The sequence below is a fragment of the Mesorhizobium delmotii genome, assembly GCF_900149755.1.
Lineage (GTDB): Bacteria > Pseudomonadota > Alphaproteobacteria > Rhizobiales > Rhizobiaceae > Mesorhizobium > Mesorhizobium delmotii.
The window spans coordinates 190,910-217,707 of the sequence record NZ_FUIG01000103.1 but is presented as its reverse complement, the minus strand read 5'-3'; the positions used below and the strand labels follow the sequence as shown (position 1 = coordinate 217,707).

The 26,798-nt window shown below is 63.9% G+C and carries 25 protein-coding genes; 16 read left to right on the top strand and 9 right to left on the bottom strand.

Annotation, left to right across the window (positions count from 1 at the left end):
• Nucleotides 1-163 precede the first annotated feature (163 nt).
• The 11 genes from BQ8482_RS36730 to BQ8482_RS36680 all read left to right on the top strand — a co-directional run bounded on the left by BQ8482_RS36730 (nt 164) and on the right by BQ8482_RS36680 (nt 13,311).
• The gene (locus BQ8482_RS36730) at nt 164-1,090 is read left to right on the top strand and encodes a D-alanine--D-alanine ligase (protein ID WP_123151951.1); all 927 of its coding nucleotides are present in this window, start codon (nt 164-166) and stop codon (nt 1,088-1,090) included.
• Nucleotides 1,078-2,019: a cell division protein FtsQ/DivIB gene (locus BQ8482_RS36725; RefSeq protein ID WP_123151950.1), complete on the top strand. Its 942-nt coding sequence runs from the start codon at nt 1,078-1,080 to the stop codon at nt 2,017-2,019. Before BQ8482_RS36730 ends, BQ8482_RS36725 begins: the two co-directional genes overlap by 13 nt.
• Nucleotides 2,016-3,323, top strand: coding sequence for a cell division protein FtsA (ftsA, locus tag BQ8482_RS36720; protein WP_123151949.1), 1,308 nt, complete (start codon nt 2,016-2,018; stop codon nt 3,321-3,323). Before BQ8482_RS36725 ends, ftsA begins: the two co-directional genes overlap by 4 nt.
• A 67-nt stretch (nt 3,324-3,390) precedes the next feature.
• Nucleotides 3,391-5,043 carry a cell division protein FtsZ gene (gene ftsZ / locus BQ8482_RS36715; protein ID WP_123151948.1) on the top strand — a complete coding sequence of 551 codons (1,653 nt, stop codon included), beginning with the start codon at nt 3,391-3,393 and terminating at the stop codon, nt 5,041-5,043.
• Between the two features lie 273 nt (nt 5,044-5,316).
• Nucleotides 5,317-6,264 (top strand): UDP-3-O-acyl-N-acetylglucosamine deacetylase, encoded by a 948-nt coding sequence (gene lpxC, locus BQ8482_RS36710; RefSeq protein WP_123151947.1) that lies wholly within the window; start codon nt 5,317-5,319, stop codon nt 6,262-6,264.
• A gap of 215 nt (nt 6,265-6,479) precedes the next feature.
• The gene (locus BQ8482_RS36705) at nt 6,480-7,349 is read left to right on the top strand and encodes an outer membrane protein assembly factor BamD (RefSeq protein WP_123152109.1); all 870 of its coding nucleotides are present in this window, start codon (nt 6,480-6,482) and stop codon (nt 7,347-7,349) included.
• A gap of 13 nt (nt 7,350-7,362) precedes the next feature.
• On the top strand, nt 7,363-9,033 hold the full coding sequence (gene recN, locus BQ8482_RS36700; RefSeq protein WP_123151946.1) for a DNA repair protein RecN: 1,671 nt from the start codon (nt 7,363-7,365) through the stop codon (nt 9,031-9,033).
• A gap of 213 nt (nt 9,034-9,246) precedes the next feature.
• Nucleotides 9,247-11,397 (top strand): NAD-dependent DNA ligase LigA, encoded by a 2,151-nt coding sequence (gene ligA / locus BQ8482_RS36695; RefSeq protein ID WP_123151945.1) that lies wholly within the window; start codon nt 9,247-9,249, stop codon nt 11,395-11,397.
• On the top strand, nt 11,394-12,080 hold the full coding sequence (locus tag BQ8482_RS36690; protein ID WP_123152108.1) for a DUF2461 domain-containing protein: 687 nt from the start codon (nt 11,394-11,396) through the stop codon (nt 12,078-12,080). The genes ligA and BQ8482_RS36690 overlap by 4 nt, the downstream gene beginning before the upstream one ends.
• Before the next feature lie 209 nt (nt 12,081-12,289).
• The gene (locus tag BQ8482_RS36685; RefSeq protein ID WP_123152107.1) at nt 12,290-13,018 is read left to right on the top strand and encodes an AzlC family ABC transporter permease; all 729 of its coding nucleotides are present in this window, start codon (nt 12,290-12,292) and stop codon (nt 13,016-13,018) included.
• Complete coding sequence (locus BQ8482_RS36680) at nt 13,015-13,311, top strand: AzlD family protein (protein WP_077383210.1); 297 nt, start codon at nt 13,015-13,017, stop codon at nt 13,309-13,311. Before BQ8482_RS36685 ends, BQ8482_RS36680 begins: the two co-directional genes overlap by 4 nt.
• Nucleotides 13,312-13,335: 24 nt before the next feature.
• On the opposite strand, the gene BQ8482_RS36675 is transcribed toward BQ8482_RS36680, so the two are convergent.
• From BQ8482_RS36675 to BQ8482_RS36650, 6 genes are all read right to left on the bottom strand, one after another.
• A complete protein-coding gene (locus BQ8482_RS36675) occupies nt 13,336-14,427 on the bottom strand; it encodes a DUF1501 domain-containing protein (RefSeq protein ID WP_123151944.1) in 1,092 nt (363 codons plus the stop codon).
• Between the two features lie 52 nt (nt 14,428-14,479).
• Complete coding sequence (locus tag BQ8482_RS36670; protein ID WP_244603131.1) at nt 14,480-15,850, bottom strand: DUF1800 domain-containing protein; 1,371 nt, start codon at nt 15,848-15,850, stop codon at nt 14,480-14,482.
• 72 nt (nt 15,851-15,922) lie between these two features.
• Nucleotides 15,923-16,390 carry a periplasmic heavy metal sensor gene (locus tag BQ8482_RS36665; protein WP_123151942.1) on the bottom strand — a complete coding sequence of 156 codons (468 nt, stop codon included), beginning with the start codon at nt 16,388-16,390 and terminating at the stop codon, nt 15,923-15,925.
• The gene (locus tag BQ8482_RS36660) at nt 16,387-16,791 is read right to left on the bottom strand and encodes a hypothetical protein (protein WP_123151941.1); all 405 of its coding nucleotides are present in this window, start codon (nt 16,789-16,791) and stop codon (nt 16,387-16,389) included. The genes BQ8482_RS36665 and BQ8482_RS36660 overlap by 4 nt, the downstream gene beginning before the upstream one ends.
• Complete coding sequence (locus BQ8482_RS36655) at nt 16,788-17,336, bottom strand: RNA polymerase sigma factor (RefSeq protein ID WP_244603130.1); 549 nt, start codon at nt 17,334-17,336, stop codon at nt 16,788-16,790. Before BQ8482_RS36655 ends, BQ8482_RS36660 begins: the two co-directional genes overlap by 4 nt.
• A gap of 202 nt (nt 17,337-17,538) precedes the next feature.
• Complete coding sequence (locus BQ8482_RS36650) at nt 17,539-17,985, bottom strand: cupin domain-containing protein (protein WP_123152106.1); 447 nt, start codon at nt 17,983-17,985, stop codon at nt 17,539-17,541.
• A 163-nt stretch (nt 17,986-18,148) separates the two neighbouring features.
• Between BQ8482_RS36650 and BQ8482_RS36645 the strand changes: the two genes are divergently transcribed.
• Nucleotides 18,149-19,663 carry a winged helix-turn-helix domain-containing tetratricopeptide repeat protein gene (locus BQ8482_RS36645; protein ID WP_123152105.1) on the top strand — a complete coding sequence of 505 codons (1,515 nt, stop codon included), beginning with the start codon at nt 18,149-18,151 and terminating at the stop codon, nt 19,661-19,663.
• A gap of 163 nt (nt 19,664-19,826) precedes the next feature.
• Here BQ8482_RS36645 and BQ8482_RS36640 read toward each other — a convergent pair whose 3' ends face one another.
• On the bottom strand, nt 19,827-21,674 hold the full coding sequence (locus BQ8482_RS36640; protein ID WP_208867964.1) for an aminopeptidase P family protein: 1,848 nt from the start codon (nt 21,672-21,674) through the stop codon (nt 19,827-19,829).
• A gap of 474 nt (nt 21,675-22,148) precedes the next feature.
• Between BQ8482_RS36640 and BQ8482_RS36635 the strand changes: the two genes are divergently transcribed.
• Both BQ8482_RS36635 and BQ8482_RS36630 read left to right on the top strand, forming a co-directional pair.
• Nucleotides 22,149-23,381 carry an IS4 family transposase gene (locus tag BQ8482_RS36635; RefSeq protein ID WP_123152103.1) on the top strand — a complete coding sequence of 411 codons (1,233 nt, stop codon included), beginning with the start codon at nt 22,149-22,151 and terminating at the stop codon, nt 23,379-23,381.
• A gap of 192 nt (nt 23,382-23,573) precedes the next feature.
• Nucleotides 23,574-23,759: a hypothetical protein gene (locus tag BQ8482_RS36630; protein ID WP_123152102.1), complete on the top strand. Its 186-nt coding sequence runs from the start codon at nt 23,574-23,576 to the stop codon at nt 23,757-23,759.
• Nucleotides 23,760-23,794: 35 nt separating this feature from the next.
• Here BQ8482_RS36630 and BQ8482_RS36625 read toward each other — a convergent pair whose 3' ends face one another.
• Nucleotides 23,795-24,667: a 50S ribosomal protein L11 methyltransferase gene (locus BQ8482_RS36625; protein WP_123152101.1), complete on the bottom strand. Its 873-nt coding sequence runs from the start codon at nt 24,665-24,667 to the stop codon at nt 23,795-23,797.
• A gap of 65 nt (nt 24,668-24,732) precedes the next feature.
• On the bottom strand, nt 24,733-25,311 hold the full coding sequence (locus tag BQ8482_RS36620; RefSeq protein WP_123151939.1) for an SCO family protein: 579 nt from the start codon (nt 25,309-25,311) through the stop codon (nt 24,733-24,735).
• A gap of 203 nt (nt 25,312-25,514) precedes the next feature.
• Between BQ8482_RS36620 and BQ8482_RS36615 the strand changes: the two genes are divergently transcribed.
• Both BQ8482_RS36615 and BQ8482_RS36610 read left to right on the top strand, forming a co-directional pair.
• Nucleotides 25,515-26,003, top strand: coding sequence for a CreA family protein (locus BQ8482_RS36615; RefSeq protein WP_123152100.1), 489 nt, complete (start codon nt 25,515-25,517; stop codon nt 26,001-26,003).
• 70 nt (nt 26,004-26,073) lie between these two features.
• Nucleotides 26,074-26,715: a DapH/DapD/GlmU-related protein gene (locus tag BQ8482_RS36610; RefSeq protein WP_123151938.1), complete on the top strand. Its 642-nt coding sequence runs from the start codon at nt 26,074-26,076 to the stop codon at nt 26,713-26,715.
• Nucleotides 26,716-26,798: the final 83 nt, after the last annotated feature.

Sequence of the window (26,798 nt, the reverse complement as noted above, 5' to 3'; positions counted from 1 at the left end):
CGTTTTTCCGTCAGGGGCAACCTGCCGGGAGGCTCGGGGACTCGATGTTGCGGAACCATGGGAGCAGGGACTGCTCCGAGCGTTTGAGTGTGCGGCCCTTTCCGGGGCATGTGAGATGCAGACCCGCCGTGAAAGGGCCCGCCGTGAGAGGGAATGACGGGAAATGAAAAGCAAGCACGTGGCCGTCCTTCTGGGAGGATTCTCGTCCGAGCGGCCCGTGTCTTTGTCCTCGGGGAAAGCCTGTGCTGATGCGCTCGAGAAGGAAGGCTACCAGGTCACTCGCGTCGACGTCTCTCGCGATGTCGGATCGGTACTGGCTGAGCTCAAGCCGGATGTTGCCTTCAATGCGCTGCATGGCCCTTTCGGTGAGGACGGCACCATACAGGGCATCCTCGAATATCTTGCCATCCCCTACACCCATTCCGGCGTGCTCGCCTCGGCGCTTGCCATGAACAAGGAACAAGCCAAGAAGATCGCCAAGTCTGTCGGCATCCCGGTTGCCGAATCGAAGGTGGTCAATCGCTTCGCCATCCAGAACAAGCACCCGATGAAGCCGCCCTATGTCGTCAAGCCGGTCAACGAGGGGTCGAGCTTCGGCGTCGTCATTGTGCACGAAGGTCAGTCGCATCCGCCGCAGGTCATCGGTTCGTCCGATTGGAAGTATGGCGATACCGTCATGGTGGAGCGCTACGTGCACGGGCGGGAGTTGACCTGCGCGGTGATGGGCGATGTGGCGCTCGGCGTCTGCGAGATCATCCCGACCGGCCATTCCTTCTACGACTATGATTCAAAATATGTCGCGGGCGGATCAAAACACGAATGCCCTGCAAAAATTTCACCGAATATTTACCAAAAAATACAGACACTGACGCTCAAGGCTCACCAAGCTATCGGCTGCCGGGGCGTTTCCCGGTCGGACTTCCGTTATGATGATCGACACTCCGAGAACGGCGAAATTGTCTGGCTCGAGATCAACACTCAGCCGGGCATGACGCCGACATCCTTGGTGCCTGAAATCGCCGCGCAGGCGGGACACTCGTTCGGCGATTTGTTGAGTTGGATGGTGGAGGACGCTTCGTGTCTGCGTTGAAGTGGGGACAGGGCAAGAGGAAGGGCGCGGCCGGGCCGACGCTGTTCGGTGTTTCGTTGTCGTTCGACCATTTCGTGCTGCCGCGTCTGCTTCGTCGGCCGGCGCGCGTGCTGGCGCGTCTGGGCGAGGACGACTTCGAGGCGCCGCCTTTTTCCGCAGCCATGTTGTCGGCGGCGCTGCTCCTATCGGGCAGTGCCTATGGCGCCTATCTCGGCGGGCATGTCGACGGCATCGTCCAGGGCATCACCGCCCGCACCGGCTTCGCCGTCGACCAGATCAAGGTCGTCGGCAACCGCGCAACCTCCGAGATCGACATTCTCGACAGGATGCAGCTCGATGGCTGGACGTCGCTGATCGGCTTCGACGCCGAAGCCGCGCGGGAACGCATAACCACGCTGCCCTGGGTCGAGGTTGCGGCGGTGCGCAAGGTCTATCCGCACACGCTGGAGGTGCGCATCGAGGAGCGTGAGCCCTTTGCGCTCTGGCAGCAGGGCAGCGAGCTTTCCGTCATCGAATGGTCCGGCGCCGTGATCGCGCCATTCTCCGGCGGCAGGCAGTCGCTGCTGCCGTTGATCATCGGCACCGGCGCGCCGGCCAAAGCGCCCGATTTCCTGGCCAGGATCAAAAAATATCCAGAGCTTGCCGCGCGGGTCAAAGGCTATATCCGCATCGGCGAACGGCGTTGGGACCTGAAGCTGGAGAACGGCATCACGGTCAAGCTTCCCGAGGATGGCGAGGACCAGGCGATCGCCGATCTGGTCAGGATGGACCGCGAGAACGGGCTGCTGACGCGCGACATCGCCGCCGTCGACATGCGCCTTCCCGATCGCCTCGTCGTCCAATTGACGCCGGAAGCGGCGACGCAGCGCGAGGCTGCGCTCAATGAAAAGCCGAAAATGCCGAAGCGCAAGGCGGAGACGAAGATATGAGCTGGCTTGGCGGCAACAGCGATGCCTCGTCGCGCCGGTCCGGCATCATGACAGTGCTGGATGTCGGTTCGAGCAAGGTCTGCTGCGTCGTGGCCAAGCTCAAGCCGCGCGAGGACGGCATGCTGCTGCGCGGACGCTCGCATCGCATCCAGGTGATCGGCATCGGCCACCAGAAATCGCAAGGCGTGAAATCGGGTGTCGTCATCGATCTCGACAGGGCCGAGCACGCCATCCGTCTTGCCGTCGATGCCGCCGAGCGCATGGCTGGCCTGACCGTCGATTCACTGATCGTCAACATGACGGCGGGTCGGCTGAAGAGCGAAAGCTTCTCGGCAACCATCAATCTCGGTGGCCATGAGGCCGACGAGGCCGACATCAAGCGCGTGCTTGCCGCCGGCGCCAAGCAGGCGCTGCGGGCCGAGCGCGAGGTGATCCATTCGCTTCCCGTCGGCTTTTCGCTGGACGCCGAGCGCGGCGTGCGTGATCCGCGCGGCATGGTCGGCGACCAGCTCGGCGTCAATATGCATGTGCTGACGGGTGACGCGGCGCCCTTGCGCAATCTGGAGCTCTGCATCAACCGTTCGCACCTGTCGGTCGAGCGCATGGTGGCGACGCCCTATGCCAGCGGGCTTGCCGCACTGGTCGACGACGAACTCGAAATGGGTGCAGCCTGCATCGACATGGGTGGCGGCACCACCACGATCTCGGTGTTTTCGGAAGGCAAATTCGTCCATGGCGATGCCATCGCCATCGGCGGCAACCACGTCACGCTGGACATGGCCAAGGGCCTGTCGACCTCGCTCGACGCCGCCGAGAGGCTGAAAGTGATGCATGGCTCGGCGCTGCCCGGCAGTGCCGACGACCGCGACCTGGTCTCGATACAGCCGATCGGCGAGGATGGCGAGGTGCCGCTGCAGATACCGCGTTCGGTGATGACGCGCATTATCCGCGCACGCATCGACGAGACGCTCGAACTGTTGCGCGACCGGCTGAACAGGTCCGGTTACGGCAACGCCGTCGGCAAGCGCGTCGTGCTGACCGGCGGCGCCAGCCAGCTTTCCGGCCTGCCCGAGGCAGCGCGCCGCATTCTCGGGCGCAATGTGCGCATCGGCCGTCCGCTCGGTGTGGCGGGCTTGCCCGAAGCGGCCAAGGGGCCGGCTTTCTCGACGCCGGTCGGGCTTCTGATCTACCCGCAGATGGCGAATTTCGAGAGCCATCCGGCGAAAGGAATTTCTGGTCTCAGGATGACCGGAACGGGCGGAAAACTGCATCGAATGAGTCAGTGGTTGAGAGACAGTTTTTAAATTGACGGGGACAGCCCCATAGGCGGCCGCAGCGGCGAAGCGGCGGGAAAGGCAAAGGACGGAGACAATGACCATCAATCTGCAGAAGCCGGATATCACCGAGCTCAAGCCGCGTATCACCGTGTTCGGTGTCGGCGGCGGCGGCGGCAATGCCGTCAACAACATGATCACCGCCGGCTTGCGCGGCGTCGAGTTCGTGGTCGCCAATACCGACGCGCAGGCGCTGACCATGTCCAAGGCGGACCGCCTGATCCAGCTCGGCGCGCATGTCACCGAGGGCCTGGGTGCGGGATCGCAGCCGGAAGTCGGACGCGCGGCGGCGGAGGAATGCATCGACGAGATCGTCGATCATCTCTCCAACACCCATATGTGCTTCGTCACTGCCGGCATGGGCGGCGGCACCGGCACGGGGGCCGCGCCGGTCGTTGCTCGTGCTGCACGCGAAAAGGGGATCCTCACCGTCGGCGTCGTCACCAAGCCGTTCCATTTCGAAGGCCAGCGCCGCATGAAGACGGCGGATCTGGGCATCGAGGAATTGCAGAAATGCGTCGACACCCTCATCGTCATCCCCAACCAGAACCTGTTCCGGCTGGCCAATGACAAGACGACCTTCGCCGACGCTTTCGCCATGGCCGACCAGGTGCTCTATTCCGGCGTCGCCTGCATCACCGACCTGATGGTCAAGGAAGGGTTGATCAACCTCGACTTCGCCGACGTCCGCTCGGTCATGCGCGAGATGGGCAAGGCGATGATGGGGACCGGCGAGGCTTCCGGCGAGGGCCGCGCCATGGCCGCCGCCGAAGCCGCGATCGCCAACCCGCTGCTCGACGAGACCTCGATGAAGGGCGCCAAGGGCCTGTTGATCTCGATCACCGGCGGCCGCGACCTGACCCTGTTCGAAGTCGACGAGGCGGCGACCCGCATTCGCGAGGAGGTCGACCAGGAAGCCAACATCATTCTGGGTGCGACGTTCGACGAGGATCTCGAAGGCGTCATCCGCGTCTCGGTGGTTGCCACCGGCATCGACAAATCGGCGGCTGAAATCGCCGCCGCGCCGATCGCCATCCGCACGGCCCCGCCAAAGCCGGTCAATCGCCCGGCCGTTCCGGTCACGGAAAGCCGTCCGGCGCCTGTCCAGCAGGGGGGCTACGAGCCGCGCGCCGCCGATCCTGTAGCCGAGGCGATCCAGCTTGCCGAGGCGAATGCCGCGGCGATGGCGCGTCCCGCGCCGACTGCCCAGGCGGAAGATTTTCGTCCGCAGAGCAAGATCTTCCAGGCGCCGCCGGCGCAGCCGCAGCCGATCGTGCATCAGGTGATGCAGCCTGCTCCGCAGCGTGAAGTGCTTCAACCGGCGGCCGCAGCGCCCCAGCGCATGCCGCGCGTCGAGGACTTTCCGCCGGTGGTGAAAGCCGAAGTGGAAGCCAAGGGCCGCCCGGCCGACCATGAGAACAGCGGCCCGATGGGACTGCTCAAGCGCCTGACCAACGGCCTTACCCGCCGCGAAGAAGAACCTGCACGGCTGCAGCCGGCGCAGCCGCGTGAGCCGAAACTGCGCCAGGCGGCACCCGAAGTGCGCCGCCTTGCCAGCCAGGATCCGCAGCTTTACGCGCCACGCCGCGGCCAGTTGGACGACCAGGGCCGGCTGACGCCGCAGAGCAGGGCTGTCCAGGAAGACGATCAGCTGGAGATTCCGGCATTCCTGCGCCGCCAGGCCAACTGACCTGTTAACGGTCCGTAACAGTTGTTAACAGGCAGACAAGAAATTGTTTGCCTGTTAATATTAAAAGTGCTTGTAAAACAGGGAGTTACGAGACCGTATCCGCTGCGGATTGCGGTTACAGAGAGTAAGAAACCGTGATTTTGAGACTTCCTGCTGGACCACTATCTTCGCCCCGATCAATTTCGGTTTGCTGGGATTCGGGGAAGTGGCCCTGCCTGCCGATCAAAGAGCCGCGCCCTTGGGCTAAAGAAGCGGACGTAGGCAGTATGGGCTATGGGGTTTGTTTTGCACGACTATCAGACGACACTTAGATCGCGTGCAACGCTGACCGGCACCGGCGTTCACAGCGGCAATCCCGTTACCGTTCATTTCCTGCCGGCAGACGCTGATACGGGTGTCGTGTTCCAGCTTTCGAATGGAAGCGAAGACCGGGAGTTCCGTGCGCTCGTTTCCGAGGTCGGCGCCACCGATCTCTGCACGATGCTCGGCGATCCGGCAGGCGAGCATATCGCCACCGTTGAACATCTGATGGCCACGCTTTTCGGGCTCGGCATCGACAATGTCGTCATCGAGATCGACGGCCATGAGGTTCCGATCCTTGACGGCAGCGCCATGGCGTTCGTCGAGGCGATCGACCAGGCGGGCATCGATACTCTGCCGGTCAAGCGCCGCTATATCCGTGTGGTCAAGCCGGTTCGCATCGAGAACGGTGCCTCCTGGGCGGAGTTCAGGCCCTATGACGGCACGCGCTTCGAGATCGAGATCGATTTCGAAAGTCCAGCGATCGGCCGTCAGCTGTTCGCATCCGACATGAACGCCGACATTTTTCGCCGCGATATCGCGCGGGCCCGTACCTTTGGTTTCATGAAGGACGTCGAGCGGCTGTGGGCAGCCGGCTATGCGCTTGGCTCCTCGCTGGAAAACTCCCTGGTGATCGGCGACGACAACCGCGTGATCAATATGGGAGGCTTGCGCTATCCCAACGAGTTCGTGCGCCACAAGACGATGGACGCCATGGGCGATCTGGCGCTGGCCGGCGCCCGGTTCATTGGCTGCTTCCGTTCCTATCGCGGCGGCCACAGGCTGAATGCGGCAGCGGTGCGCCGCCTTTTGTCGGACCGTTCGGCGTTCGAGATCGTCGAGACGACACGCCGCGAGCGCGGTCGTACCGCCGAGATGAGCGCCGTCTATGCGCCCGTCTACGCGCCCTGGATGATCTGAATCTTAACGTTTTTCGGGTTTTATGGCTGCCGGCCGGTGTTGCATGAATGCATCATTGGCCGGCGAAATCACGCAAGTGTGCAGGCTGCGCCAGGCTGCCACAAAAATGTGCGATTGGCCGGAGATAGCGTTGCCGGGCACGGCGATTATGGTTATGCCTGCTGCCCCAGAGCGAAATGACGACTGAAATGACGCCGAAAGGGCGGAATCCAATCATGTTCTTCAAGCGAATTGGTCAATCGAAAGCGCCGCATCGGGCTGTTTTCCTGGCGCTTTCGGTGGTTGTTCCATCGCTGTTCCTGTCGGCCTGCATGTCGTCCGAAAAGGATGTCGACCTGTCGACCTATGTCGAGCAGACCGAGCCGGCCGACGTTCTCTACAATCAGGGCCTCGCCAATCTGAATGCCGGGCGCCTGCAGGAGGCGAGCCGCAAATTCAGTGCGGTCGACCGCCAGCATCCCTATTCCGAATACGCCCGCAAATCGATGGTGATGGGCGCCTTTGCCGATTATCGCCAGGGCAACTATACCGAGGCGATCGGTTCGGCCAAGCGCTATCTCACGCTCTATCCGTCGACCGACGACGCGGCCTATGCCCAGTACATCATCGGGCTCAGCTATTACCGGCAAATCAGGGATGTCACCCAGGACCAGAAGGAAGCGCGTCAGACCGTGCAGACGATGCAGGAGCTGGTGACGCGCTGGCCCGATTCCGAATATGTCGATGACGCCAAGGAAAAGATCCGCTTCGCCAACGATCAGCTCGCCGGCAAGGAGATGCAGATCGGCCGCTACTATCTCGAGCGCCGTGAATATATCGCCGCCGTCAAGCGGTTCCGGCTCGTGGTGGAGACCTATTCCAACACGCGTCATGTCGAGGAAGCGCTCGCGCGCCTTACGGAAACATATTATGCGATGGGGCTGACATCGGAAGCGCAGACTGCCGCGGCTGTGCTCGGCACCAACTATCCCGACAGCGTGTGGTACAAGGATTCCTACAAGCTCCTGCAGACTGGTGGGCTCGAGCCGCGCGAGAATGCCGGGTCGTGGATCGCCAAGGCCGGGAAGCTGATCACCGGCGCCTGAGCGGCGCGCCACCATGCTTTCCAGACTGTCGATCCGCGACATCGTTCTGATCGAGAAACTGGACATCGATTTCTCGTCCGGTCTTTCAGTGCTGACCGGCGAAACCGGCGCTGGAAAATCCATCCTGCTCGACGCGCTGTCGCTGGCGCTTGGCGCCCGCGGTGACGCCTCGCTGGTGCGGCATGGCGCGGTACAGGGCCAGGTCATCGCGGTGTTCGACGTGCCGCGCAACCATCCTGCCCGCATGCTGCTTGCCGACAACGCTATCGAGGACGATGGCGACATCATCCTGCGGCGCGTGCAGACGGCGGACGGCCGCACCCGCGTCTTCGTCAACGACCAGCCTTCCAGCGTGACGCTGATGCGCGACGTCGGTCACGCGCTGGTCGAGATCCACGGCCAGCATGACGAGCGTGCCCTGGTCGATCCCGGCGCCCATCGCGAATTACTGGACAGCTTCGGCGGTCATCTCGGCGCTGTCCGGGCGACCGGCGAAGCATGGCGGTACTGGCGGGCCTGCGAGCAGGAATTTTTGCGACACCGCGCCAAGGTGGAGGCGGCGGCCCGCGAGGCCGACTATCTGCGCGCCGCGGTCGCCGAATTGACGAAGCTCGACCCCCAACCCGGCGAGGAAGCCGACCTTGCCGAACTCCGTGCCTCTATGATGCGGGCGGAAAAGATCGCCTTGGAAATCCACGACGCGCAAGATGTGCTCTCGGGCCCGTCCTCGCCCCTGCCGCAACTCGCCAGCCTGTTGCGGCGGCTGCAGCGCAAGGTGACCGAGGCGCCCGGCCTGCTCGACGACGTGGTCAAATCGCTCGACGAGGCGATGCTGTCGCTCGACGCGGCGCAATCGGGCGTGGAAGCGGCACTTCGCGCCACCGAATACGATCCGCGGCGGCTGGAACAGGCCGAGGAGCGGCTGTTTTCGCTGCGCGCCGCCTCACGCAAGCACAGTGTGGCGGTCGACGATCTGGCGCAATTGCGCGACACGATGGCGGCCGATCTCGCCGATCTCGACGCCGGCGAGGAGCGCCTGCACGGGCTGGAGAAGCAAGCCGCCGCCGCGCGCGAAACCTATGACATTGCCGCGGCACAGCTTTCGTCACTGCGCCATGCGGCGGCGATCGGATTGACCAGGGCGGTGATGGCCGAACTGCCGGCACTGAAGCTCGAACGGGCCGCGTTCATCGTCGAGATGGCAAGTGAGGCCGAGAGCCGCATGGAAGACGGCATCGACCAGGTCGAGTTCTGGGTGCGCACCAATCCCGGCACAAGACCGGGCCCGATGATGAAAGTCGCCTCCGGTGGCGAACTTTCGCGGTTCCTGCTGGCGCTGAAGGTGGCGCTGGCCGACCGCGGCTCGGCGCCGACCTTGGTCTTCGATGAAATCGACACCGGCGTTGGCGGCGCGGTGGCGGACGCCATCGGCCAAAGGCTGGCGCGGCTGTCGAAGCGCGTGCAGGTGCTTTCGGTTACGCACGCGCCGCAAGTGGCGGCACGCGCGGCGACGCATTTCCTGATCTCCAAATCCGGCGGCGCCGATCGTGTTGCCACCGGCATCGCCGAGATGGACCGCGCGGCACGCCAGGAAGAGATCGCGCGGATGCTGGCCGGGGCGACCATCACCGACGAGGCGCGCGCGGCTGCCGAGCGGCTGCTTCGCGAAAACACCGCAGCATAGCGGAGCTCATGCTCGGCGTTGTGGGTCGAGTCAGGATGTGGCTCCATCCTGCTGCTCAGGAATGATTTTCTCAAAATCCTGATCTATTGTGGCGCGCCACCGCTGCAGCGCCGCGCGTCCTTTCGGACGCGCAGGGACGTTGTAGCAATTTGATTTTTGCCATGACCCCGAAAATCGTTCCGGTCTTCGGGGTCCTGCGTCGAGGAGCCGTGCATGCCCGAAAAACCCGTCGATTCACTCAGCGAAAGTGAAGCAGCCAGCGAGCTGAAGCGGCTGGCCGAGGAAATCGCCGCTCACGACCAGCGTTACCATGCCGAGGACGCGCCGACGATTTCGGACGCGGCTTACGACGCCCTGCGGCGGCGCAACCTCGCCATCGAACAGCGGTTTCCCGCCCTTGTGCGCGAGGATTCGCCCTCACGCAAAGTCGGTGCGGCGGTCTCGGAGAAATTCCGCAAGATCGTCCATGCCATTCCGATGCTGTCGCTCGACAACGCTTTTGCCGAAGCGGACGTGATCGATTTCGTCGGCCGCATCCGCCGCTTCCTCAGGCTCGGCGCCGACGCGCCGCTGGCGATGACGGCCGAGCCGAAGATCGACGGCCTGTCGCTGTCGCTGCGCTACGAGGCCGGACGGCTGGTGACGGCGGCAACGCGTGGCAACGGTCAGGTCGGCGAGGATGTGACGGCCAACGCCCGCACCATCGCCGAGATTCCCAATGTGCTTTCGGGGGATTTCCCCGAAGTATTGGAAGTGCGGGGCGAGGTCTATATGCGCCTCACTGATTTCGCCGAACTCAATCGCCGCAATGCCGAGGCCGGAAAGCAGGTTTTTGCCAATCCGCGCAACTCGGCGGCAGGCTCCTTGCGCCAACTCGACACGTCGATCACCGCCAGCCGGCCGCTGCGGTTTATTGCCTATACCTGGGGCGCGGTGAGCGCCATGCCCGCCGACACGCAGATGGGCATGGTGGCCGCGTTCGAGCGTTTCGGCTTCAGGGTCAATCCGCTGATGAAGCTGTTCGACAGCGTCGAGGGGCTGCTCGAACAATACCGGCTGATCGAATCCAACCGGGCGACGCTCGGCTACGACATCGACGGCGTCGTCTACAAGGTGAACAGCCTCGAGCTGCAGCAGCGGCTGGGCTTCGTCTCACGCTCGCCGCGCTGGGCGATCGCGCACAAATTCCCGGCCGAGAAGGCGACGACGATCCTGACCGGCATCGACATCCAGGTCGGCCGCACCGGCGCGCTGACCCCGGTGGCGCGGCTGGTGCCGGTGACGGTCGGCGGCGTCGTGGTGACTAACGCAACGCTGCACAATGAGGACTACATCAAGGGCATCGGCAACAGCGGCCAGCCGATCCGCGAAGGCCGCGACATTCGCATCGGCGACACGGTGAGCATCCAGCGTGCTGGCGATGTCATCCCGCAGGTCATCGACGTGGTCATGGAAAAGCGGCCGCCCGACAGTCTGCCATATGCTTTCCCAGTGCTTTGCCCGGCCTGCGGCAGCCACGCTGTGCGCGAGGAGGGTGAAGCCGTCAGGCGCTGCACCGGCGGATTGATCTGCCCTGCGCAAGCGGTCGAGCGTCTGCGCCATTTCGTGTCTCGAGGTGCTTTTGATATCGAGGGGCTCGGTGAGAAGCAGATTGAGTTCTTCTTCCATGCCGAGGATCCGTCGCTGCGCATCTATTCGCCGGCCGACATCTTCACCCTGAAGGCACGGCAGGCAGCATCGCTGACCAAGCTCGAGAATGTCGACGGTTTCGGCGCGACCTCGGTACGCAAGCTGTTCGCGGCAATCGACGATCGGCGGCAGATCGAGTTCTCGCGCTTCCTCTATGCGCTCGGCATCCGCCACATCGGCGAGACCAATGCCAAGCGGCTGGCCCGCCATTTCCTTTCCTTTGCCGCTTTTCGCGAAGCCGGGCAAAACGCCGTCATGCCGGCCGGCAAGGGTGACCCTGGCAACGCTGCCTGGCAGGAGTTGAACGGCATCAACGGCATCGGCTCGATCGTTGCCGAAGCGGTGGTCGATTTCTTCGCCGAAGACCATAACCGGCAGGCGCTCGATGCATTGCTGGCGGAAGTAACAGTGCTCGACGAGGAGCCGGTCGGTCGCGTGTCGTCGCCGGTCTCCGGCAAGACGGTGGTCTTCACCGGTGCGCTGGAGAAAATGTCGCGCGACGAGGCCAAGGCGATGGCCGAAAAGCTCGGCGCCAAGGTCGCCGGCTCGGTGTCGACGAAGACCGATCTCGTCGTTGCCGGGCCAGGTGCCGGCTCCAAGCTCAAGCTCGCCACCGAGCTCGGCATCGAAGTGATCGACGAGGATGCGTGGCTGGCGCGGATCGGCAAGTCGTGACGGTGGCATTTAACGGGTTCGGCCAAAAGGCCATTCCTTTCCTCAAGGCACTCGATTTTCATCAGAGCCGGGAGTGGTTTCTGGAAAACCGCGACCTTTTCGAAGGCGAGCTGCGCGACCCCTTCGGCGATCTGGTCGAAACGCTGTCCGAGCGTTTCGCGGCAGCGGGGCTGGGTTTGCGCGGCGATCGCAAGAAGTCGCTGTTCCGGATCAATCGCGACGTGCGTTTCGCCAAGGACAAACGACCCTACAACCGGCATCTGTCGGCGATTCTCTCACCCGACGGCACCAAGATGGAGCAGGGCGTGTTCTTCGTTTACATTGGGCTCGACCGCTGCTTTGCAGGCGTTGCCTGGTGGCAGCCCGGGCCGGAGCTGCTCCTGGCGATGCGCCGGGCTATTGCGACGCGGCCGGGTGAATTCCGGGCGCTGATCAAGGCGCTGAAGCAAAATCGTCTCGAACTCGATGCGGAAGGTTGCATGAAGCGCGTGCCACGCGGCTTCGAGCATGTCACGGACGCCGATCTCGCCGCGGCCATCCGCAACCGGCATTTCGCCGTCCGGCACGAAATCGACCCTGCTGGAATCCATGGGCCGGCCTTGGTCGACGAGCTTGTCGATTTCGCCTTGCGGGCAAGACCGCTGCTCGACTGGGGCAGGGCGATCGAAGGCCAGGTCGAGTAGACTGGCTGCGTTCCAGCGATCATTTCCGCTGATCATTGGCTCAAGCGAATTGGTGTGACAAGGCTGGCGGCGATCCCTACATACGGGCTTTCCCCCCGCATCGGCCCGAAAATCGGGATCGATTTTCGGATGGCCCGATGCGTGGATTCAAAGTGTTAGAGCGTCCTTTGCTCGTCCAAAAGGACGAGCGGCGCTCTAAGGAGTGGCTGATGTCGGCGGAAGCAATCTCCGAAAACCGCGCAAAAAGCGATCTCTGGCATGGCGTGCGGCTCAGCTTGCCCGTCGTGGTGGCGGCGGCGCCGTTTGGACTGCTGTTCGGGGCGCTTGCCGTCGACAACGGTTTTTCGGTGCTGGAAGCCTTCCTGATGAGCGCCATGGTTTTCGGCGGCGCCAGCCAGATGGTCGGCATCGAATTGTTCGGGCAGCATGTCGCGCCATGGCTGATCGTGCTGTCGATCTTCGCCGTGAATTTCCGCCATGTGCTCTACTCGGCGGGTATCGGCCGGCGCATCGCGCACTGGCCGCTGATGCAGCAGGCCGTCGGCTATTTCATTCTGACCGATCCGCAGTTCGCGGTGGCCGAGCGCAAGGCGGAGGCCGGCGAAACGGTCGGCTTCGCCTGGTATATGGGACTTGGTCTGCCGGTCTACGTGTTCTGGGTGACCGAAAGCGCGCTTGGCGCGGTGTTCGGCAAGCTCATTCCTAACACACATGCGCTGGGCATCGACTTCCTGCTGCCGATCTATTTTCTCGGCCTGGTCATGAGCTTTCGCAAACGGCCCCTATGGCTGCCGGTGGTCGTCGCCAGTGCTGCTGCCTCCATCATCGCCTACAAGACGGTAGGCTCGCCCTGGCACGTCTCCATTGGCGCCGTGGCCGGCGTGCTGCTCGCAGTCATCCTGCCGCCGCACCACAGTGGTGTGGAGGCGCGGCCATGAGCACAACCTTGTGGATCATCATCGCCGGTGCGATTGCCACCTATCTGACCCGCATCGGCGGCCATCTGGTGATCTCGCGCTTTGAAAACATTCATCCGCGCGTCGAGGCCGGGCTGAACGCCGTGCCTGCCGCGGTGCTGACGACGCTGGTGGCGCCCGCGGCGCTTGGCGCCGGGCCGGCGGAATGGGCGGCATTGATCGTCGCCGGGCTGGTCTCGCTGCGCGGCGGGCTTATGGCGATGTTTTTGGCCGGCGCCGCTGTGCTGGTCCTCGCCCGCCAGTTCGTCGGGTAACCGGACCGGCTGAGTACGCCAGTCCTACTTGCGCACGATGTCGGAGATCGCGGGGTCGAATCGACCTCCTGCAAAGAGCGTGCGCATCGTCTCTTCCGGATCGAGACCAAACGTTTCGGCGGCCGTCACCGCAATCAGCGCGTCGAGGTCGAGCGTCGGTGCGAGGTCGCGTCCTTGGTAGAGCGCACCGGTAGACAGTCCCGGCCAGTCGGCCAGCACCCGCCCGCCATTCACCGCTCCGCCAGCGATCATCGCGGCCGATGCCGTACCGTGGTCGGTGCCGCCAGTGCCGTTGACGGCGACAGTGCGGCCAAACTCAGTGGCGACCAGCACGGTCGTATCCTTCCAGATATCCCCGAGCCCAACGTGCAACGCATCGATGAGCGCGTCGAGCGCTCTGAACTGGTTGGCCAGCCAGCCTTGCTGGCCGCTATGCGTGTCCCAGCCGCTGGTTTCGATCATGGCAACGCGCGGTCCGTCGGCCTTGGAGAGGAAGCCCGCAGCGGTGCGGCCGACGCTCGCTGCGTCCTTGCGCTGCGCGTTCACCGCGCCCAGCGCCCGTGTCTCTATCGCGCTGCTCCACAGCGCATGCAGCTGTTCGTCGGCGTCATAGAGTTTGCCGACGCGCATCATCAGTTCGTCCGGCGCCTCTGGCAGAGCGGATGGCGCATAGGAAGTGACGTCCGCCTGGCCCCGCAGCGCCAGCGGGATGGTCGGTGCAAAAGCGATCGCTTCGCCGCGAGACTTAGGCAGCATGCCGACCAGCCGGTTCAGCCAGCCGTCCTTGCGTTCATAGGGCGAACTGCCGCCGCTTTCGAGGACGTTTTGACCGTCGAAATGCGAGCGCTCGCGATAGGGCGAAGCGACCGCGTGGACGAACAGTGCCTGCTGGTGCTGATGCAGCTTCCCGAGCCCGGTGAGCGAAGGATGCAGGCCAAACGTACCGTCGAGCTTTATCGGATTGTCGATTGCCAAGGAGCCGCGCAGCGTGCGGTAGGCGGGATCGGCATAGGGAATGATCGTGTTCAGCCCGTCCGCGGCGCCGCGCTGGATGATGAAAACGAAGCGGCGGTCGGTTTCCACATTGGCGAAGACGATGCGCGGCGCGATCAGCATAGAGCCGAGGCCGGCGCCGGCGAGAGTGAGGATTGACGGCGTTTCATCTTGGTCATCTCCTCTGAAAATCGGGCGACACGAGCAGCAGCGCGATGCCGGTGCGTCGGCTCTCGGCGCGGTCGATCTCGGCCACTGTCAGGTCGCTGAGTGAGCCGGCAAAGAGTTTTCGCGCGAGATCTCGCGGATCGATGTCGCCACTCTGTGCGGCGAGGCGCTGCGCCGCCTCAACCCGGCGGACCAGTGCGTCGGGTGCCGCCCAACTCCCGGCAACGTCGTCATAGCCGGCCGGCGAACGCGGACGCCATACCGGTTGGCCGAGCTGTTTGAGCAGTTGCGCCAAACGCGGCTTGCCGATGTCGCTGCGGCCCAGGCCGCGCAGCGCCGAGATCGTCCATTCCCACGGCGTCTTGAACTTCGCCGCCGCCGGTTGCCAGGCCTCTGGACTGTCGATGAGCGCGCGGTAGACAGCGACGAGATCGCCGTTCGACCGGCGAAAGGCTTCGGCGAGCCGTGTCACGACCGCTGCCGGCGGCTCGTCGGCGATGAAGTGGCGCGCCAGCTTGGCGGCGATCTGCGTTGCGGTCGCCTCGGCCGCCGCGAGGTCGCCGAGCACGGCGAGCGCCTGTTTGTCCCCGCCCTGGTCGTAGGTCTTGCCCATGATCGTGCGTTGGCCTGGCTCGTGCAGCCCGGGTCGAAAGGTGAAGGCGCCGGCCTGGCCCCGCCCTCTGGCGCGTCCGGTGCTGAAACCGGTCAGCGCCAGCGCGAATTCGGTCACGTCGGCCTGGCTGTAGCCGGAGCGTGCACCGAGTGTGTGCAGTTCCATGATTTCGCGGGCCAGGTTCTCGTTGATGCCGGGTTTGCGCTTAGCGTTGCGTTTTGCTGCGCGGTTGGCAAATCTCGAGTTGGGACCGATCGAGCGCACCTGGTCGAGATAGAACAGCATCGCCGGGTGGCGCTCGGCGGCGAGTAGCATATCCTCGAAGCGGCCGAGCACATGTGGGCGGATCGCCTCGCGCTCGAAGGCGCCGGCGATCAGGGTCACCTGCGGTTTCTCCGCCGAGATGGCGAAATGGTTCGACCAGAAATGCACGAGCCGCTCGATGAAGGGGGTCGATGTCTTGAGCGCCGCGCGTGCCCGCATGTCGACCTCGTCGCGATAAAGCGCTTGAGCCTCCTGGCGCGCCGCTTTGCGGGCGGCCATCTTTGCGGCCCCCTCGGCGTCCTTGGCCTCGAGCATCGCCTCGGCATAGCCGTCACCGAGAGTGGCCGAGTCCCGCGCGCCGGAAAAGACCGCCGGGCTTGCGTCGTAGCTTTCGAACTGCGCTACCAACCAGGATTTCGGGTCGTCCGGCGCCTCGTCTTCGGGCCGGGCGCCCAGGCCGAAGCGGTTGAGCGCGACCGCGACCTCGCTCGGGCGTGCCAATCGTGCCTCCGTCAGCATTGTTTTCAGAGGCTTCAACGCGGCAGTGACCGGAATCCGTCGCTCTTTCCATCTCTATTTTTCGCCCGCTCGGCGCAGCATGTTGCTGCGGCCGCGCAGGCCGTCGACAAGCCGCGCCCTGTCGGCCGGCGTCAGTCCCGTCGCGAAGCTCACGATCGCCTGTTCGAGCCGGCCGCGCAGCGCCATATCGGCTTGCCGAACCGAAGCGAGCGTCTCATTGACAGCCGCTGCGTCGATCGGCTGGGCCTCGATCAGGCGCGCGACCTGCTCGCGGCCGGTCCGACCCGCTTCGATGTCGGCAGCCGACTGGCGCCGGGCATCGGCGAGTGTCTGGCGGAACGCCTTGCGCTGTTCGGGCGACAGGCCGGCCGCAGCGAAGCGCAGGCCGCGCTGGTCGCCCGCCCCGTCGCGCTGCGCCCCCTGCGTGCGCCACATATAGCCAGCGCCGGCGGCGGCGCCGAGCACGAAGATGTTCAGCGCCAGCGAGACGGCAAGCAGGATCCTGATGCTGCGTTCGCTCATTGCACGTCCCCCTGAATGTCGCCGAATGCGGTCAGCGCGTAGGCATCGCCATCGTCAGGGGCGCTGTTGAGCGACAACAGCACGGCGACTGTCAGCACACCGGCTAGCGCGCCCGCCAGTCCGATGCCGGCCAACCCGGCACACTGCCAGATGAGCCGTGTGCGGCGCCACAGCGCATGCGGCGCCGTGGCGATGATTCTTCGCGCGAGCGCGCCGTCCGGAGCTGCGACGCGATGGCGCGACAGCAGATCGTCGAGCTCCGCCGCCGGGGCAAGTGCGACTTCGGCTTGAGTCGGATTGGCGGCGATGAAGTCCAGCGCCGCCGCGCGCTCGTTTTCAGGCCAGCGCCGCGGCGACCCGCCATAGGCGGCAACGAGCTCGGAAAACCTCTCTGGAGTCATGTCATTTCGTCCCTGTCTCGTCCGAGCCTGGAGCGCAACTGCCGCCGTGCCCGCGACAAGAGGCTTTCCAATGCCTCTATGCTGATCCCCATGACCTCTGCCGCGTCGCTGTTCGAAAGCTCCTGATAATACTGCAGCACGATCGCCTCGCGCTGGCGCTCCGGCAGCTCGGCCAGCGCGCGCCGCACCTGGTGCTGATCGTCGGCTGCGAGCATATCGGCTTCTGCGCCCGGGCGTTCGTCGGGGCGATCGGGAAGTTCCGCCACCGGCGTCTCCCGCCGCCTGCGCAGCCGGTCGTAACAGAGATTGAGTGCGACGCGATGCAGCCACGTATCGAACTTCGCCTCGCCGGCGCGCCAGCCCGGAGCCGCTCGCCAGATGCGCAAGAAGGTCTCCTGCGCGACGTCCTCCGCCTCGCCGCGGTCGCCCAGCATTCGCATGGCGAGACGGATCAGCCGCGGCAGCTTGCGCTCGACCATGGCTTCCACCGCAGCCGCATTGTTTTGCGCGATCAGCGCCAGCAGCCGCTCGTCGGTCTCGCCCACGCTCTGCCTTCTCGTTCCACCACGCCAGACCTTCTGCCGACACATCCGTCATCCTGCACCCGCGATGTGTCTTCAACGAGTTTCAATGCGAAATCCGTCGGCGACCCGTGCTGGGGCGACAGAATGGTCCGGTCTGGTGGCACTCCATTGGCGGAATGTTCGGTTGAAGGACGCCCACCAATCAGTCCTAGAAGGTCGCCTTCTACGGTATCCTCCCGTCCATCTCCGGGAACAGAACGACGCTTTCCTGCGCGGTCGGTTCGTTGCGGGCGCCGATAAAGATGGCCGGCGTGCTTGCCCGGTTCACGGCGACGTGGAGCACGTTGGCCGGAATATAGAGATAGTCGCCGGGATGCACGACGTCCCGAAATTGCAGGTCGTCCCCGCTCCACATCTCCAGCTCGTCTCCGCTCAGCATATAAAATGCTGTTTCGTGACGTGCGTGGACGTGGGCCTTGGTCCGCTTCCCCGGAGGCATCGTGACGACGCCCAGCCAAAGCGCCTTCGCGCCGACGGTCTCAGCACTTATTCCCGGCAGATAGTCCGATCCCTGTTCGGCCCGATAAGCCTCGCCAGCCCCGACGATTACAGCTTTTCTGTCGCTGGGCGCCACACTGTCCGCTCCTGACGGTTGCTTCAACATCGTCATTTCGACCTCCATTTGTGTTAGTCTATACGAAGAACGGCCAAGATGACCGCACGTCCGGCCGGAGTCCTAAAAGGGGAGGCGAAAAGTTCCGAATTCTTCCGAAGCCGGTAAGCGGAATGTCGCAGCGCCGCGATGCTTAGCGTTCGGGCCGTTCGTGCTCGACATGCTGCGCGGGGGGCTTGTCCGCGAGGGCCGGCCGGTTGCGCTCGGGCACAAAGGCTTGTCGTTGCTTCAAGCCCTGCTGGAGGCACCGGCTCAAGTGCTGAGCAAGACGGCGCTTATGGAAGCGGCTTGGCCCGATGCCGTTGTCGAAGAAAGCAATCTCTCTGTGCAGATTGCAGCCCTGCGCAAGCTGCTCGGGCCACAGCCAGACGGCAGCGAGTGGATCGCCACGGTTCCCCGCACCGGATATCGTTTCGCCAGCAGCGTCCGTGTGCTGGACGCCGCTCCAGACGGCGCGCTGCCAAGTTCCGGCCAGCCGGCGGGACTCTCCGAAAGACCGTCCATCGCGGTCTTGCCGTTCGCCAATGTCAGCGGCGACAGGGAACAGGCCTATCTGGCTGACGGCATCACGGAGGACATCATCACAGCGCTGACGAGGTTCCGCTGGTTCCGGTTGATCGGCCGCAATTCCAGCTTCGTCTATAAAGACAAGCCAGTCGACTCCAAACAGGTGGCCCGCGAGCTTGGCGTCCGTTATGTGCTGGAAGGCAGCGTGCGCCGGTCCGGCCAGCATATTCGGGTCTCGACGCAATTGGTCGATGCGGCCTCGGCCAATCAGATCTGGGCCGAACGATACGAGATGGAAATGACGGAGGCGTTCGCCGTCCAGGATGCCATAGCCGAGCGGGTGGCCGGCGCGATCGAGCCCGAACTGCTCAAGACGGAGTCGCTTCCAGCCGCTGCACGCAACAGCGGAAATGCGACGGCTTGGGACCTGCTGCGGCAAGGTACCTGGCATTTCCACCACGTCGGCCGTCAAACTCACTTGAGTGCCCGCAAGCTGTTCCGGGAGGCATGCAGGCTCGATCCTGAACTCGCAGAGGCCCATCTCTGGCTCGGCCGCGTGAGCGCCGGCATCGTCGCTTACGGCTGGAGCGACAAACCGGCACAGGATATCCGGGAAGGTCTGGATGCAGCCTTGAAGGCGGTTCGGCTCGACGAGAAGAACCCCTATTCGCATTACGCGCTGGCCATCTGCAGCATCTATGCCAATGCACCGGAACAGGCCGTTCTTGCCGCGGAAAAGGCGATAGAGATCAGCCCAAGCTTCGCCCTTGGTCATCTGGTGATGGGAATGGGGCAGTTTTTCCGCGGCAGCGCATCGGAGGCAATAGCGCCGCTCGAGCACGGCCTTATGTTGAACCCTTACGATCCGCAGAACTTTGTCTGGTTCAATATCCTGGCGCTCGCCTACCTGTTTGCAGGACAGGCAAGCGAGGCGCTTGCCGCGGCCATCAAGGCGCGCAAGATCGCTCCGGCATGGCGGCCCACCCACGAAACACTCGCCTGCTGCTACGTTTCGCTCGGCCGCTTGCCGGAGGCTGGATCTTGCGTTGAGCTGATGCGGGAAATGGAAAACCCTTCAGGCGATGCCTTGGCGCCGTTCAGGCTGCGCAATCCACATTGGGCAGATGAGATGGCGCATCTGTTGAAGAAAGCCGGTTGGCAACGATAAGGCCACAGGCCGTTCCCGGCAGATTGGCATCGTCTGCGTGACGTGCTTCGCGCAACTGTTGGGGCAGCACAAGCCAAAGTCCGCTTCGCACTCATGTCATGATTCCAAAGGGGTGATCCGGTCTGTCCCGGGTCGATAGCTGACCCACCGCCTTGCCGAAAAATCAAATCTTCTGGTCGTGCGGCAGCGGCGCGGTTGCCTTTTCCAGCCAGGCCAGCGTCTCGCCTTCGAGCATCGGTCCGATCTCGGCCAGCACACGCTGGTGGTATGTGTCGAGCCAATGCAGCTCGTCGCGCGTCAAAAGGTCGGATCGCACCAGCCTGGTGTCGATCGGCGCCAGCGTCAGTGTCTCGAAGCCGTGCATGGCGATGTCGCCGCCCTCTATCTGCTCGGCCGGCGTCACCAGAATGAGGTTCTCGATGCGGATGCCGTAAGAGCCTTCCTTGTAGTAGCCCGGCTCGTTGGAGACGATCATGCCTGCCAGCAGCTTTTCGGTGCCGGTCCTTGCGATGCGCTGCGGGCCCTCGTGCACTGCCAGATAGGAGCCGACGCCGTGGCCGGTGCCGTGGGCGAAATCGCAACCGTGTTTCCACAGCGCCAGCCGCGCCACGGCATCGATCTCGGAGCCGCGTGTGCCCGGGGGAAAGCGCAGCATGGAAATACCGATCATGCCCTTCAGCACCAGCGTGAAGCGTTCGCGCATTTCCTCGGTCGGTGTGCCGATCGGCACGGTGCGGGTGATGTCGGTGGTGCCGTCCTGATACTGTCCGCCCGAATCGAGCAGGAACAACTCGCCAGACTGAAGCTTTCGGCTGGTGGCGTGGGAAACGCGGTAGTGCATGATTGCGCCGTTCGGGCCAGCGCCCGAGATGGTGTCGAAGGACACGTCGCGCAGCGGCATTTGCGTTTCCTCGCCGGTGCTGCGGCGGCACTCCTCGAGCTTGGTGACGACCGCGATCTCGTCGAGCTTGCCGGGTTCCTGGCGGTCGAGCCAGCAAAGCAGCTTGGCCACCGCGGCGCCATCGCGGCGATGCGCGGCGCGGGCGCCGTTGATCTCGGCCTGGTTTTTCGTCGCGCGTGGAATGCGGGCAGGATCGGGTGCAGTGATGACGGTGCCGCCATTGTCCTCGACCAGCATCCTGAGCTTCTCCGCCGCCAGCACCGGATCCAGCGCGACCTTCGCGCCGCCCTTGGCCAATCCTGCGATCGCCGCTTCGAATTCACTGGGTTCGTGCAATTTGGCGAGCTGCGTCAAATAGGCCGCGACGGTGCGCGAAAACTTGCGTTGGTCCATGAAAAGGAGATGCGACCCATCGGCGGCGAGCACGGCGAAGCCGAGTGCCAGCGGCGTGTGCGGCACGTCGCCGCCGCGGATGTCGAAGGCCCAGGCGATGGAGGACGGGTCCGTTAGCACGGCATGGGCGGCGCCGTCCTTGCCGATGGCCTCGGCCAGCCGTGCCAGCTTATCCTTGGCCAGTTCGCCGGCAAAGGCGATCGGATGGAGCTCGACCGGCGCCAGCGGCGGTTCGGGCTGGTCCTTCCAGATGACGTCGATTGGATTCTTCTCGAGCGGCACCAAAACCGCCCCCGATTTTTCGGCCGAAGCTTTCAGCGCTTTCACGTCGCCGATCGTCTGCAGCCACGGATCGAAGCCAAGCCGCACGCCCTTGCCGAGATTGTCCTTGATCCAGGTGGCGGGCGGATTGTCGACCAGGCTTTCGATCGAGAAGATGTCGAGATCGACCTCCTGGCGTACCTGCAGCGTGTAGCGCCCGTCGACGAACATGACGGCGCCGTCGCCGAGCACGATGGCGACGCCGGCCGAACCGCTGAAGCCAGTCAGCCATTTCAGCCGCGCCGAACGGTCGGCGACATATTCGCCCTGATGCTCGTCGGCACGAGGCACGATGAAGCCATCCAAGCCGTTGGCAGCCAGCCATTGACGCAGCAGCGCCACACGCGGCTTGGCGACAGCGGGGTCGCCGGCGGAATCAAAGGTCTGGAACATCATGGCCTCTCCTCGGATGCTGGCGCGACCGTAGCGTATGACCCCGAAAATCGGAATCGACTTTTGCTATGCTGGCCGCCGGCCGGATTCGATCCAGCAGGGCAATCGCTTCAGGTCTGCGCTGCCCCTCATTGCCCTGCCGGGCATTTCTCCCCGTATAGTGACGGGGAGAAAGACGCTATCACCAATGATTTTCGCCAATTGTCGGCGGTGCAGAAAGGGCGGCGAGGTTGCGGCAATTCCCCCTTCTCCCCGTCACTATACCTATCGCATTCACACATCTCGGTTGCGCTTTGCGGCGAAGCTCGATTCTATTTCGGCCGGAAAGACGAAGGAGGTTTGAATGACCGGCATCGAGCACGGGCTGGGGCGATTTGGCGATCGCCGCCTGGAAAAAGGGGGGCCTGCTTGCATGCCGCGCTGGTTGCGCGGCCTGGATCGTGTATCCGCCGGCTTGGCGGCAGTCGGGCGGGCGAGATGCAGTTCACGCGATTTCTGCGCAACCGCTCGGTGAGCGCTGCGGAGATGTCGCGGCATGCCGGCGAACAGACCGGGCGGCGCGCGGCCGGTCGCCATGTCGTTGCCGTGCAAGACAGCTCGGAATTGGCGCTGGGTTCTCGGCGGGCGCGGCCAGGCTACGGTCCGGTCGGCAATGGCAATGCAGCAGGTCTGATGCTGCACCCTATGCTGGCGGTAGAGGCCGGCACGGGAGCGCTGCTGGGCCTGGTCTCTATGCAGGTCTGGAACCGCGGCGCAGAAGAACTGGCGCCGCGGCGCCAGCGGGCGACGATCAACAAGGAATCGCAGCGCTGGATCGATGCAACCAAGCAGGCCGGCGCGGTTCTGGAAGGGGCGGCCAGCATCACCATGGTGTCGGATCGCGAGAGCGACTTTTATGAACTCTTCGCCGAACGTCCGCACAATGTCGACCTGATCGTGCGGGCCTGCCAGAACCGGCGCATCGAGGCCGCGCAAGAAGAGCCAGGCTTGCTGTTCGCCTTCATCGACGCCCAGCCTGAGCAAAGCCGCTTTGCCGTGACCATCCCCGCCGCGCCCGGACGATGCGCACGGGATGCCGAGTTGGCGGTGCGTTACGCGCCGGTGACGGTGCGGCGCCCACTCAACGGAGCCGATCCGGCGTTGCCCGAGACGGTCGGTTTGATACTGGTCGATGTCCGCGAGGTGTCGAAGCCGAAAGACGGCAGCGAACCGGTGCATTGGCGCTTGCTGACCACCCACAGTGTCGCCACCGTGGCCCAGGCACGCCGTGTCGTCGACCTCTACCGCTCGCGCTGGGTCATCGAGGAGTTCTTCCGCACCCTCAAGACGGCAGGCTTCGACATCGAGGCGGCCGACATCGGCGACCCGCATGCCATGATCAACTTCGCCGCCGCCGCCACGATCGCCGCCGTCACCATCAAGCAACTCGTGCAGGCCCGCGACGGCAACACCGATCAGAGGCTCAGCGATGCTTTCGATCCCGACGACCGTCCCATTCTCGAAGCCGTCTCTGCCAAGCTTGAAGGCAAGACCGAGCGACAACGCAATCCCCATCCCAAAGGATCTCTGGCCTTCGCAGCCTGGGTCATCGCTCGCCTCGGCGGCTGGACCGGCTACTACGGCAAGCCAGGCCCCAAGGTCATGCGCATCGGCCTCGCAGAGTTCCACGCCATCAAGTGCGGAGCCACGCTCGATGTTCATGATGTGTGAATCCGATAGGTCACTATACGGGGAGAAGGTGCCGGCAGGCGGATGAGGGGCGGCGCCGCCATCGACAGTGGTCATCGACGTGCGCTTTTGCGCATGGACGCCATGCAGAATCAGCGATTCAAAAAAAGGTCAGCAGAGCTTACGTTTTCGGTGTGGAGGAACGAGTCTTACTGCCCTGCAAAGGAGACCATCATGTCCACGATTTCAGCCAGACGCGGATTTTTCAGAAGCGCCATGAATGCTCTCATCGAAGCGCGCCAGCGCGAAGCGAGCCGGTATGTGAGCGGCGTTCTGCTTGGCTTTGACGACGAAACGCTGAAAGCGAACGGCTACGATCGCGAAGAACTGAAGAAGGCGGCAAGGTCGCGCTACGTCTGAGCGAATTTATGGCTGGCGTTTGAAGGCGCTGCGCGTCACCGCTTGAGGTGGATTGTCACCCAGCCCTCGCGATGCAACGTCCTGACATGGCGGAACTGCTGGCCGACATAGGCCGAGATCACCGCGTCGCGCTGCCGGTCGAGGATGCCTGACAGCACGATCGAGCCGCCCAAAGCGATATACCTGGCCATTTCGGGCGCCAGCCGCATCAGCGGCCGCGCCAGTATGTTGGCGACGATGAGGTCGAAGGGGCCGCGCGCGGCAAAGATCGGATGGTGGAAGCCCGGCGCCGTCACCGTTTCGACGAGCGCCTTGACGTGATTGAGCCGCGCATTGGCGGCGGCGACTTTTGTGGCGACCGGATCGATGTCGGTCGCCAGCACCGGGATATGGGCGAGCTTAGCCAGCGCGATGGCCAGCACCGCGCTGCCGGTGCCGAGGTCGAGCGCGTTGAGCGGGCGCTCGCGCCGCACGACCTGTTCCAGCATTTCAAGACAGCCGGCGGTGGTGCCGTGATGACCGGTGCCGAAGGCGAGGCCCGCCTCGATCTCGATGGCGAGTTCGCCGCTGTGGCGCTTCCTGCGGTCATGCGCGCCGTGGACGAAGAAACGGCCGGCGCGTACCGGCTTCAGTCCCTCCAGCGAACGCGTCACCCAGTCGATATCTGGCACGGGCTCGCGCGCAATCGGCCTCGACAAGGCAAGCCCGGCAAGGATCTCTTCCACACGCGCCTCGACGGCGTCGACATCGCCGTCGGCATAGAGCGACACTTCCTGGATGTCGCGATCCTCATCGACTTCGAGGATGGCAATCGGCAGACCCTCGTCCTCGAAGGCCGTTTCCAACGCCGCGAAGATACGGTCGGCCTCGATCTTTCCAGTGGTGAAATAAAGCCGCGTTTGGGTCATCAAACGATGTTTTTGTTTGAGCATGATCTTTTCCGAAAACCGGTCTCACTTTTCGGGATCATGCTCTAACCTTCCGCCGCCAGCCGCTTGAGCTTGGCGATGGCGGTGTCCGGGCTTTCACCGTAGGCGATGGTGCCGGCGAAATCGCCCCTGGCGTTGAGCAGCAGCACCGAAGCGGTGTGGTCCATCGTGTAGTCGCCGTTGCCCGTATCGACCTTCTTCGAATAGATGCCGAAGGATTTGGCCATGGCGTGGACCTTGTCCGGGTCACCGGTGATGCCGAGGATGCGGTCGGAGAAATTGCTGATATAGGCTTTCAGGACGTCGGGCGTGTCGCGCTCCGGGTCGACCGTAACGAAATAGGCGCGCAGGTTCTTGCCTTCGTCACCCATCGTCTTCAGCCAGCTCGCCAGTTCGAACAGCGTGGTCGGGCACACTTCCGGGCAATGGGTGAAGCCGAAGAAGACGACGCTGGGGTGGCCGCGAAACGCAGCCTCGGTGACCGGAGCGCCCTTCTGGTCGACCAAACTGAACGGCGCGCCGAACGGCTCGCCGCCATAATGCCCGCGGTACCAGTCGAAGGTGAGCCAGCCGATGCCCGCCGCCATCAGGACGAGAATGCCGACCAGAATTGAACGCATCATCAATTGGTGTCCATTGCGATTTTCATTGGCGCGGTATCGGCGCCATGGAGCTTGTTGGGCGAACACTCTTAACGGTTTGATCTCGCGCGCGCAAAGATGTCGCGTTGCCGCAACCGGCATTCCTGTCAAAAAATGATCCGCTTGCAAAGCGCTGCCGCCCGTCCCACCTGAGGTCGGCAAAACTCGAACCGCAGGAGGCTTCCTTGCGAAAACTGATCGGCGGCGCTTTGGCCGCATGCCTTGTCATCGGTGCTGGTGCGGCTGTCGCCCAGGAGGTCGGCAAGGTCGGCGTCGACTGGCTCGGCAACGACATCATCGTCGAGGCGATCAAGGACCCGAAGGTCGAAGGCGTGACCTGCCACGTCTCCTATTTCGACCGCGGCGTGATCGATCGCCTGCAAAAGGGCAACTGGTTCGAGGACCCGTCCGATTCCTCGATCTCGTGCCGCCAGACCGGGCCGATCACCATCAGCGACATCGACATGAGCGAGGCCGGCGAGGAGGTATTCAAGCAGGGCATCAGCCTGATCTGGAAGAAGCAGGTGGTGAACCGCATCTACGACAAGACCAATGAGACCCTGATCTATCTGTCGCACTCGCGCCAGGTGCAGGACGGTTCGGCGAAAATGTCGGTCACCACCGTGCCGCTCTACGGCCAGAACGTGGTGTGGAGCAACGGCAAGCCAAAATAGGCTCTGGTAACAGGTGACGGACGATTGGTCCCGCTTGCGGGACCAATCGCTCGGGCGTAAAGCCGCCGGCATGGACCGTCCCGAAAATCTTGTCCTGAAAGACCCCGAGCCGCGCATCCACCCGACCGCGGAATTGAAGGCGTGCAAGCTTGGGCGCTACGCCTCGATCGGCGAGCGGGTCATCTTGCGTGAAGTCACAGTGGGTGATTTCTCTTATTTCGAGCGCCACGCCGAGGCGATCTACACGACCATAGGCAAGTTCTGTTCGATCGCCGCCAACAGCCGGATCAACGCGCTGGAGCATCCGATTGAGCGGCTGACCCAGCACAAGCTCAGCTACCGCCCGAACGAATATTTTCGCTGGCTGGGCGTCGACGCGGCGTTCCGGGAACGACGGCGGGCGCAATCCGTCAGCATCGGCCACGATGTCTGGATCGGCCATGGTGCGGTGATCATGCCTGATGTGACCATCGGTAATGGCGCGATCGTCGGCGCCAATGCTGTGGTGACCCGCGACGTACCTGCTTATGCGATTGTGGCCGGCGTTCCGGCCAGGCAATTGCGCCAACGCTTCGCGGCGGACATCGCCGCGCGGATCGAAAGCCTAGCCTGGTGGGACTGGCCGCCCGAGAAACTGGCAAAGGCAGTCCCCGACATGCAGGCAATGCCGCTCGAGGCCTTCCTCGACCGCTGGGAAAACGAAATATCCTGATTTGGCAGGCGCGTGCACTGTTATGTCCGTGAAATCCCTCCTTGCAAGGGAACCCGGAGCGGTTGCCGGTTGTTTCTCTTGCC

What these genes read in the sequence shown, in the direction of transcription:
- ftsZ (WP_123151948.1), top strand. Translation starts at nt 3,391, where the DNA reads ATGACCATCAATCTGCAGAAGCCGGATATCACCGAGCTCAAGCCGCGT.
- BQ8482_RS36730 (WP_123151951.1), top strand. Translation starts at nt 164, where the DNA reads ATGAAAAGCAAGCACGTGGCCGTCCTTCTGGGAGGATTCTCGTCCGAG.
- BQ8482_RS36665 (WP_123151942.1), bottom strand. Translation starts at nt 16,390, where the DNA reads ATGAGCGAACGCAGCATCAGGATCCTGCTTGCCGTCTCGCTGGCGCTG.
- BQ8482_RS36640 (WP_208867964.1), bottom strand. Translation starts at nt 21,674, where the DNA reads ATGATGTTCCAGACCTTTGATTCCGCCGGCGACCCCGCTGTCGCCAAG.
- recN (WP_123151946.1), top strand. Translation starts at nt 7,363, where the DNA reads ATGCTTTCCAGACTGTCGATCCGCGACATCGTTCTGATCGAGAAACTG.
- BQ8482_RS36625 (WP_123152101.1), bottom strand. Translation starts at nt 24,667, where the DNA reads ATGACCCAAACGCGGCTTTATTTCACCACTGGAAAGATCGAGGCCGAC.
- BQ8482_RS36705 (WP_123152109.1), top strand. Translation starts at nt 6,480, where the DNA reads ATGTTCTTCAAGCGAATTGGTCAATCGAAAGCGCCGCATCGGGCTGTT.
- BQ8482_RS36660 (WP_123151941.1), bottom strand. Translation starts at nt 16,791, where the DNA reads ATGACTCCAGAGAGGTTTTCCGAGCTCGTTGCCGCCTATGGCGGGTCG.
- BQ8482_RS36630 (WP_123152102.1), top strand. Translation starts at nt 23,574, where the DNA reads ATGTCCACGATTTCAGCCAGACGCGGATTTTTCAGAAGCGCCATGAAT.
- BQ8482_RS36610 (WP_123151938.1), top strand. Translation starts at nt 26,074, where the DNA reads ATGGACCGTCCCGAAAATCTTGTCCTGAAAGACCCCGAGCCGCGCATC.
- BQ8482_RS36650 (WP_123152106.1), bottom strand. Translation starts at nt 17,985, where the DNA reads ATGACGATGTTGAAGCAACCGTCAGGAGCGGACAGTGTGGCGCCCAGC.
- BQ8482_RS36685 (WP_123152107.1), top strand. Translation starts at nt 12,290, where the DNA reads ATGTCGGCGGAAGCAATCTCCGAAAACCGCGCAAAAAGCGATCTCTGG.
- lpxC (WP_123151947.1), top strand. Translation starts at nt 5,317, where the DNA reads ATGGGGTTTGTTTTGCACGACTATCAGACGACACTTAGATCGCGTGCA.
- ligA (WP_123151945.1), top strand. Translation starts at nt 9,247, where the DNA reads ATGCCCGAAAAACCCGTCGATTCACTCAGCGAAAGTGAAGCAGCCAGC.
- BQ8482_RS36620 (WP_123151939.1), bottom strand. Translation starts at nt 25,311, where the DNA reads ATGATGCGTTCAATTCTGGTCGGCATTCTCGTCCTGATGGCGGCGGGC.
- BQ8482_RS36675 (WP_123151944.1), bottom strand. Translation starts at nt 14,427, where the DNA reads ATGCTGATCGCGCCGCGCATCGTCTTCGCCAATGTGGAAACCGACCGC.
- BQ8482_RS36635 (WP_123152103.1), top strand. Translation starts at nt 22,149, where the DNA reads ATGCAGTTCACGCGATTTCTGCGCAACCGCTCGGTGAGCGCTGCGGAG.
- BQ8482_RS36645 (WP_123152105.1), top strand. Translation starts at nt 18,149, where the DNA reads ATGCTGCGCGGGGGGCTTGTCCGCGAGGGCCGGCCGGTTGCGCTCGGG.
- ftsA (WP_123151949.1), top strand. Translation starts at nt 2,016, where the DNA reads ATGAGCTGGCTTGGCGGCAACAGCGATGCCTCGTCGCGCCGGTCCGGC.
- BQ8482_RS36680 (WP_077383210.1), top strand. Translation starts at nt 13,015, where the DNA reads ATGAGCACAACCTTGTGGATCATCATCGCCGGTGCGATTGCCACCTAT.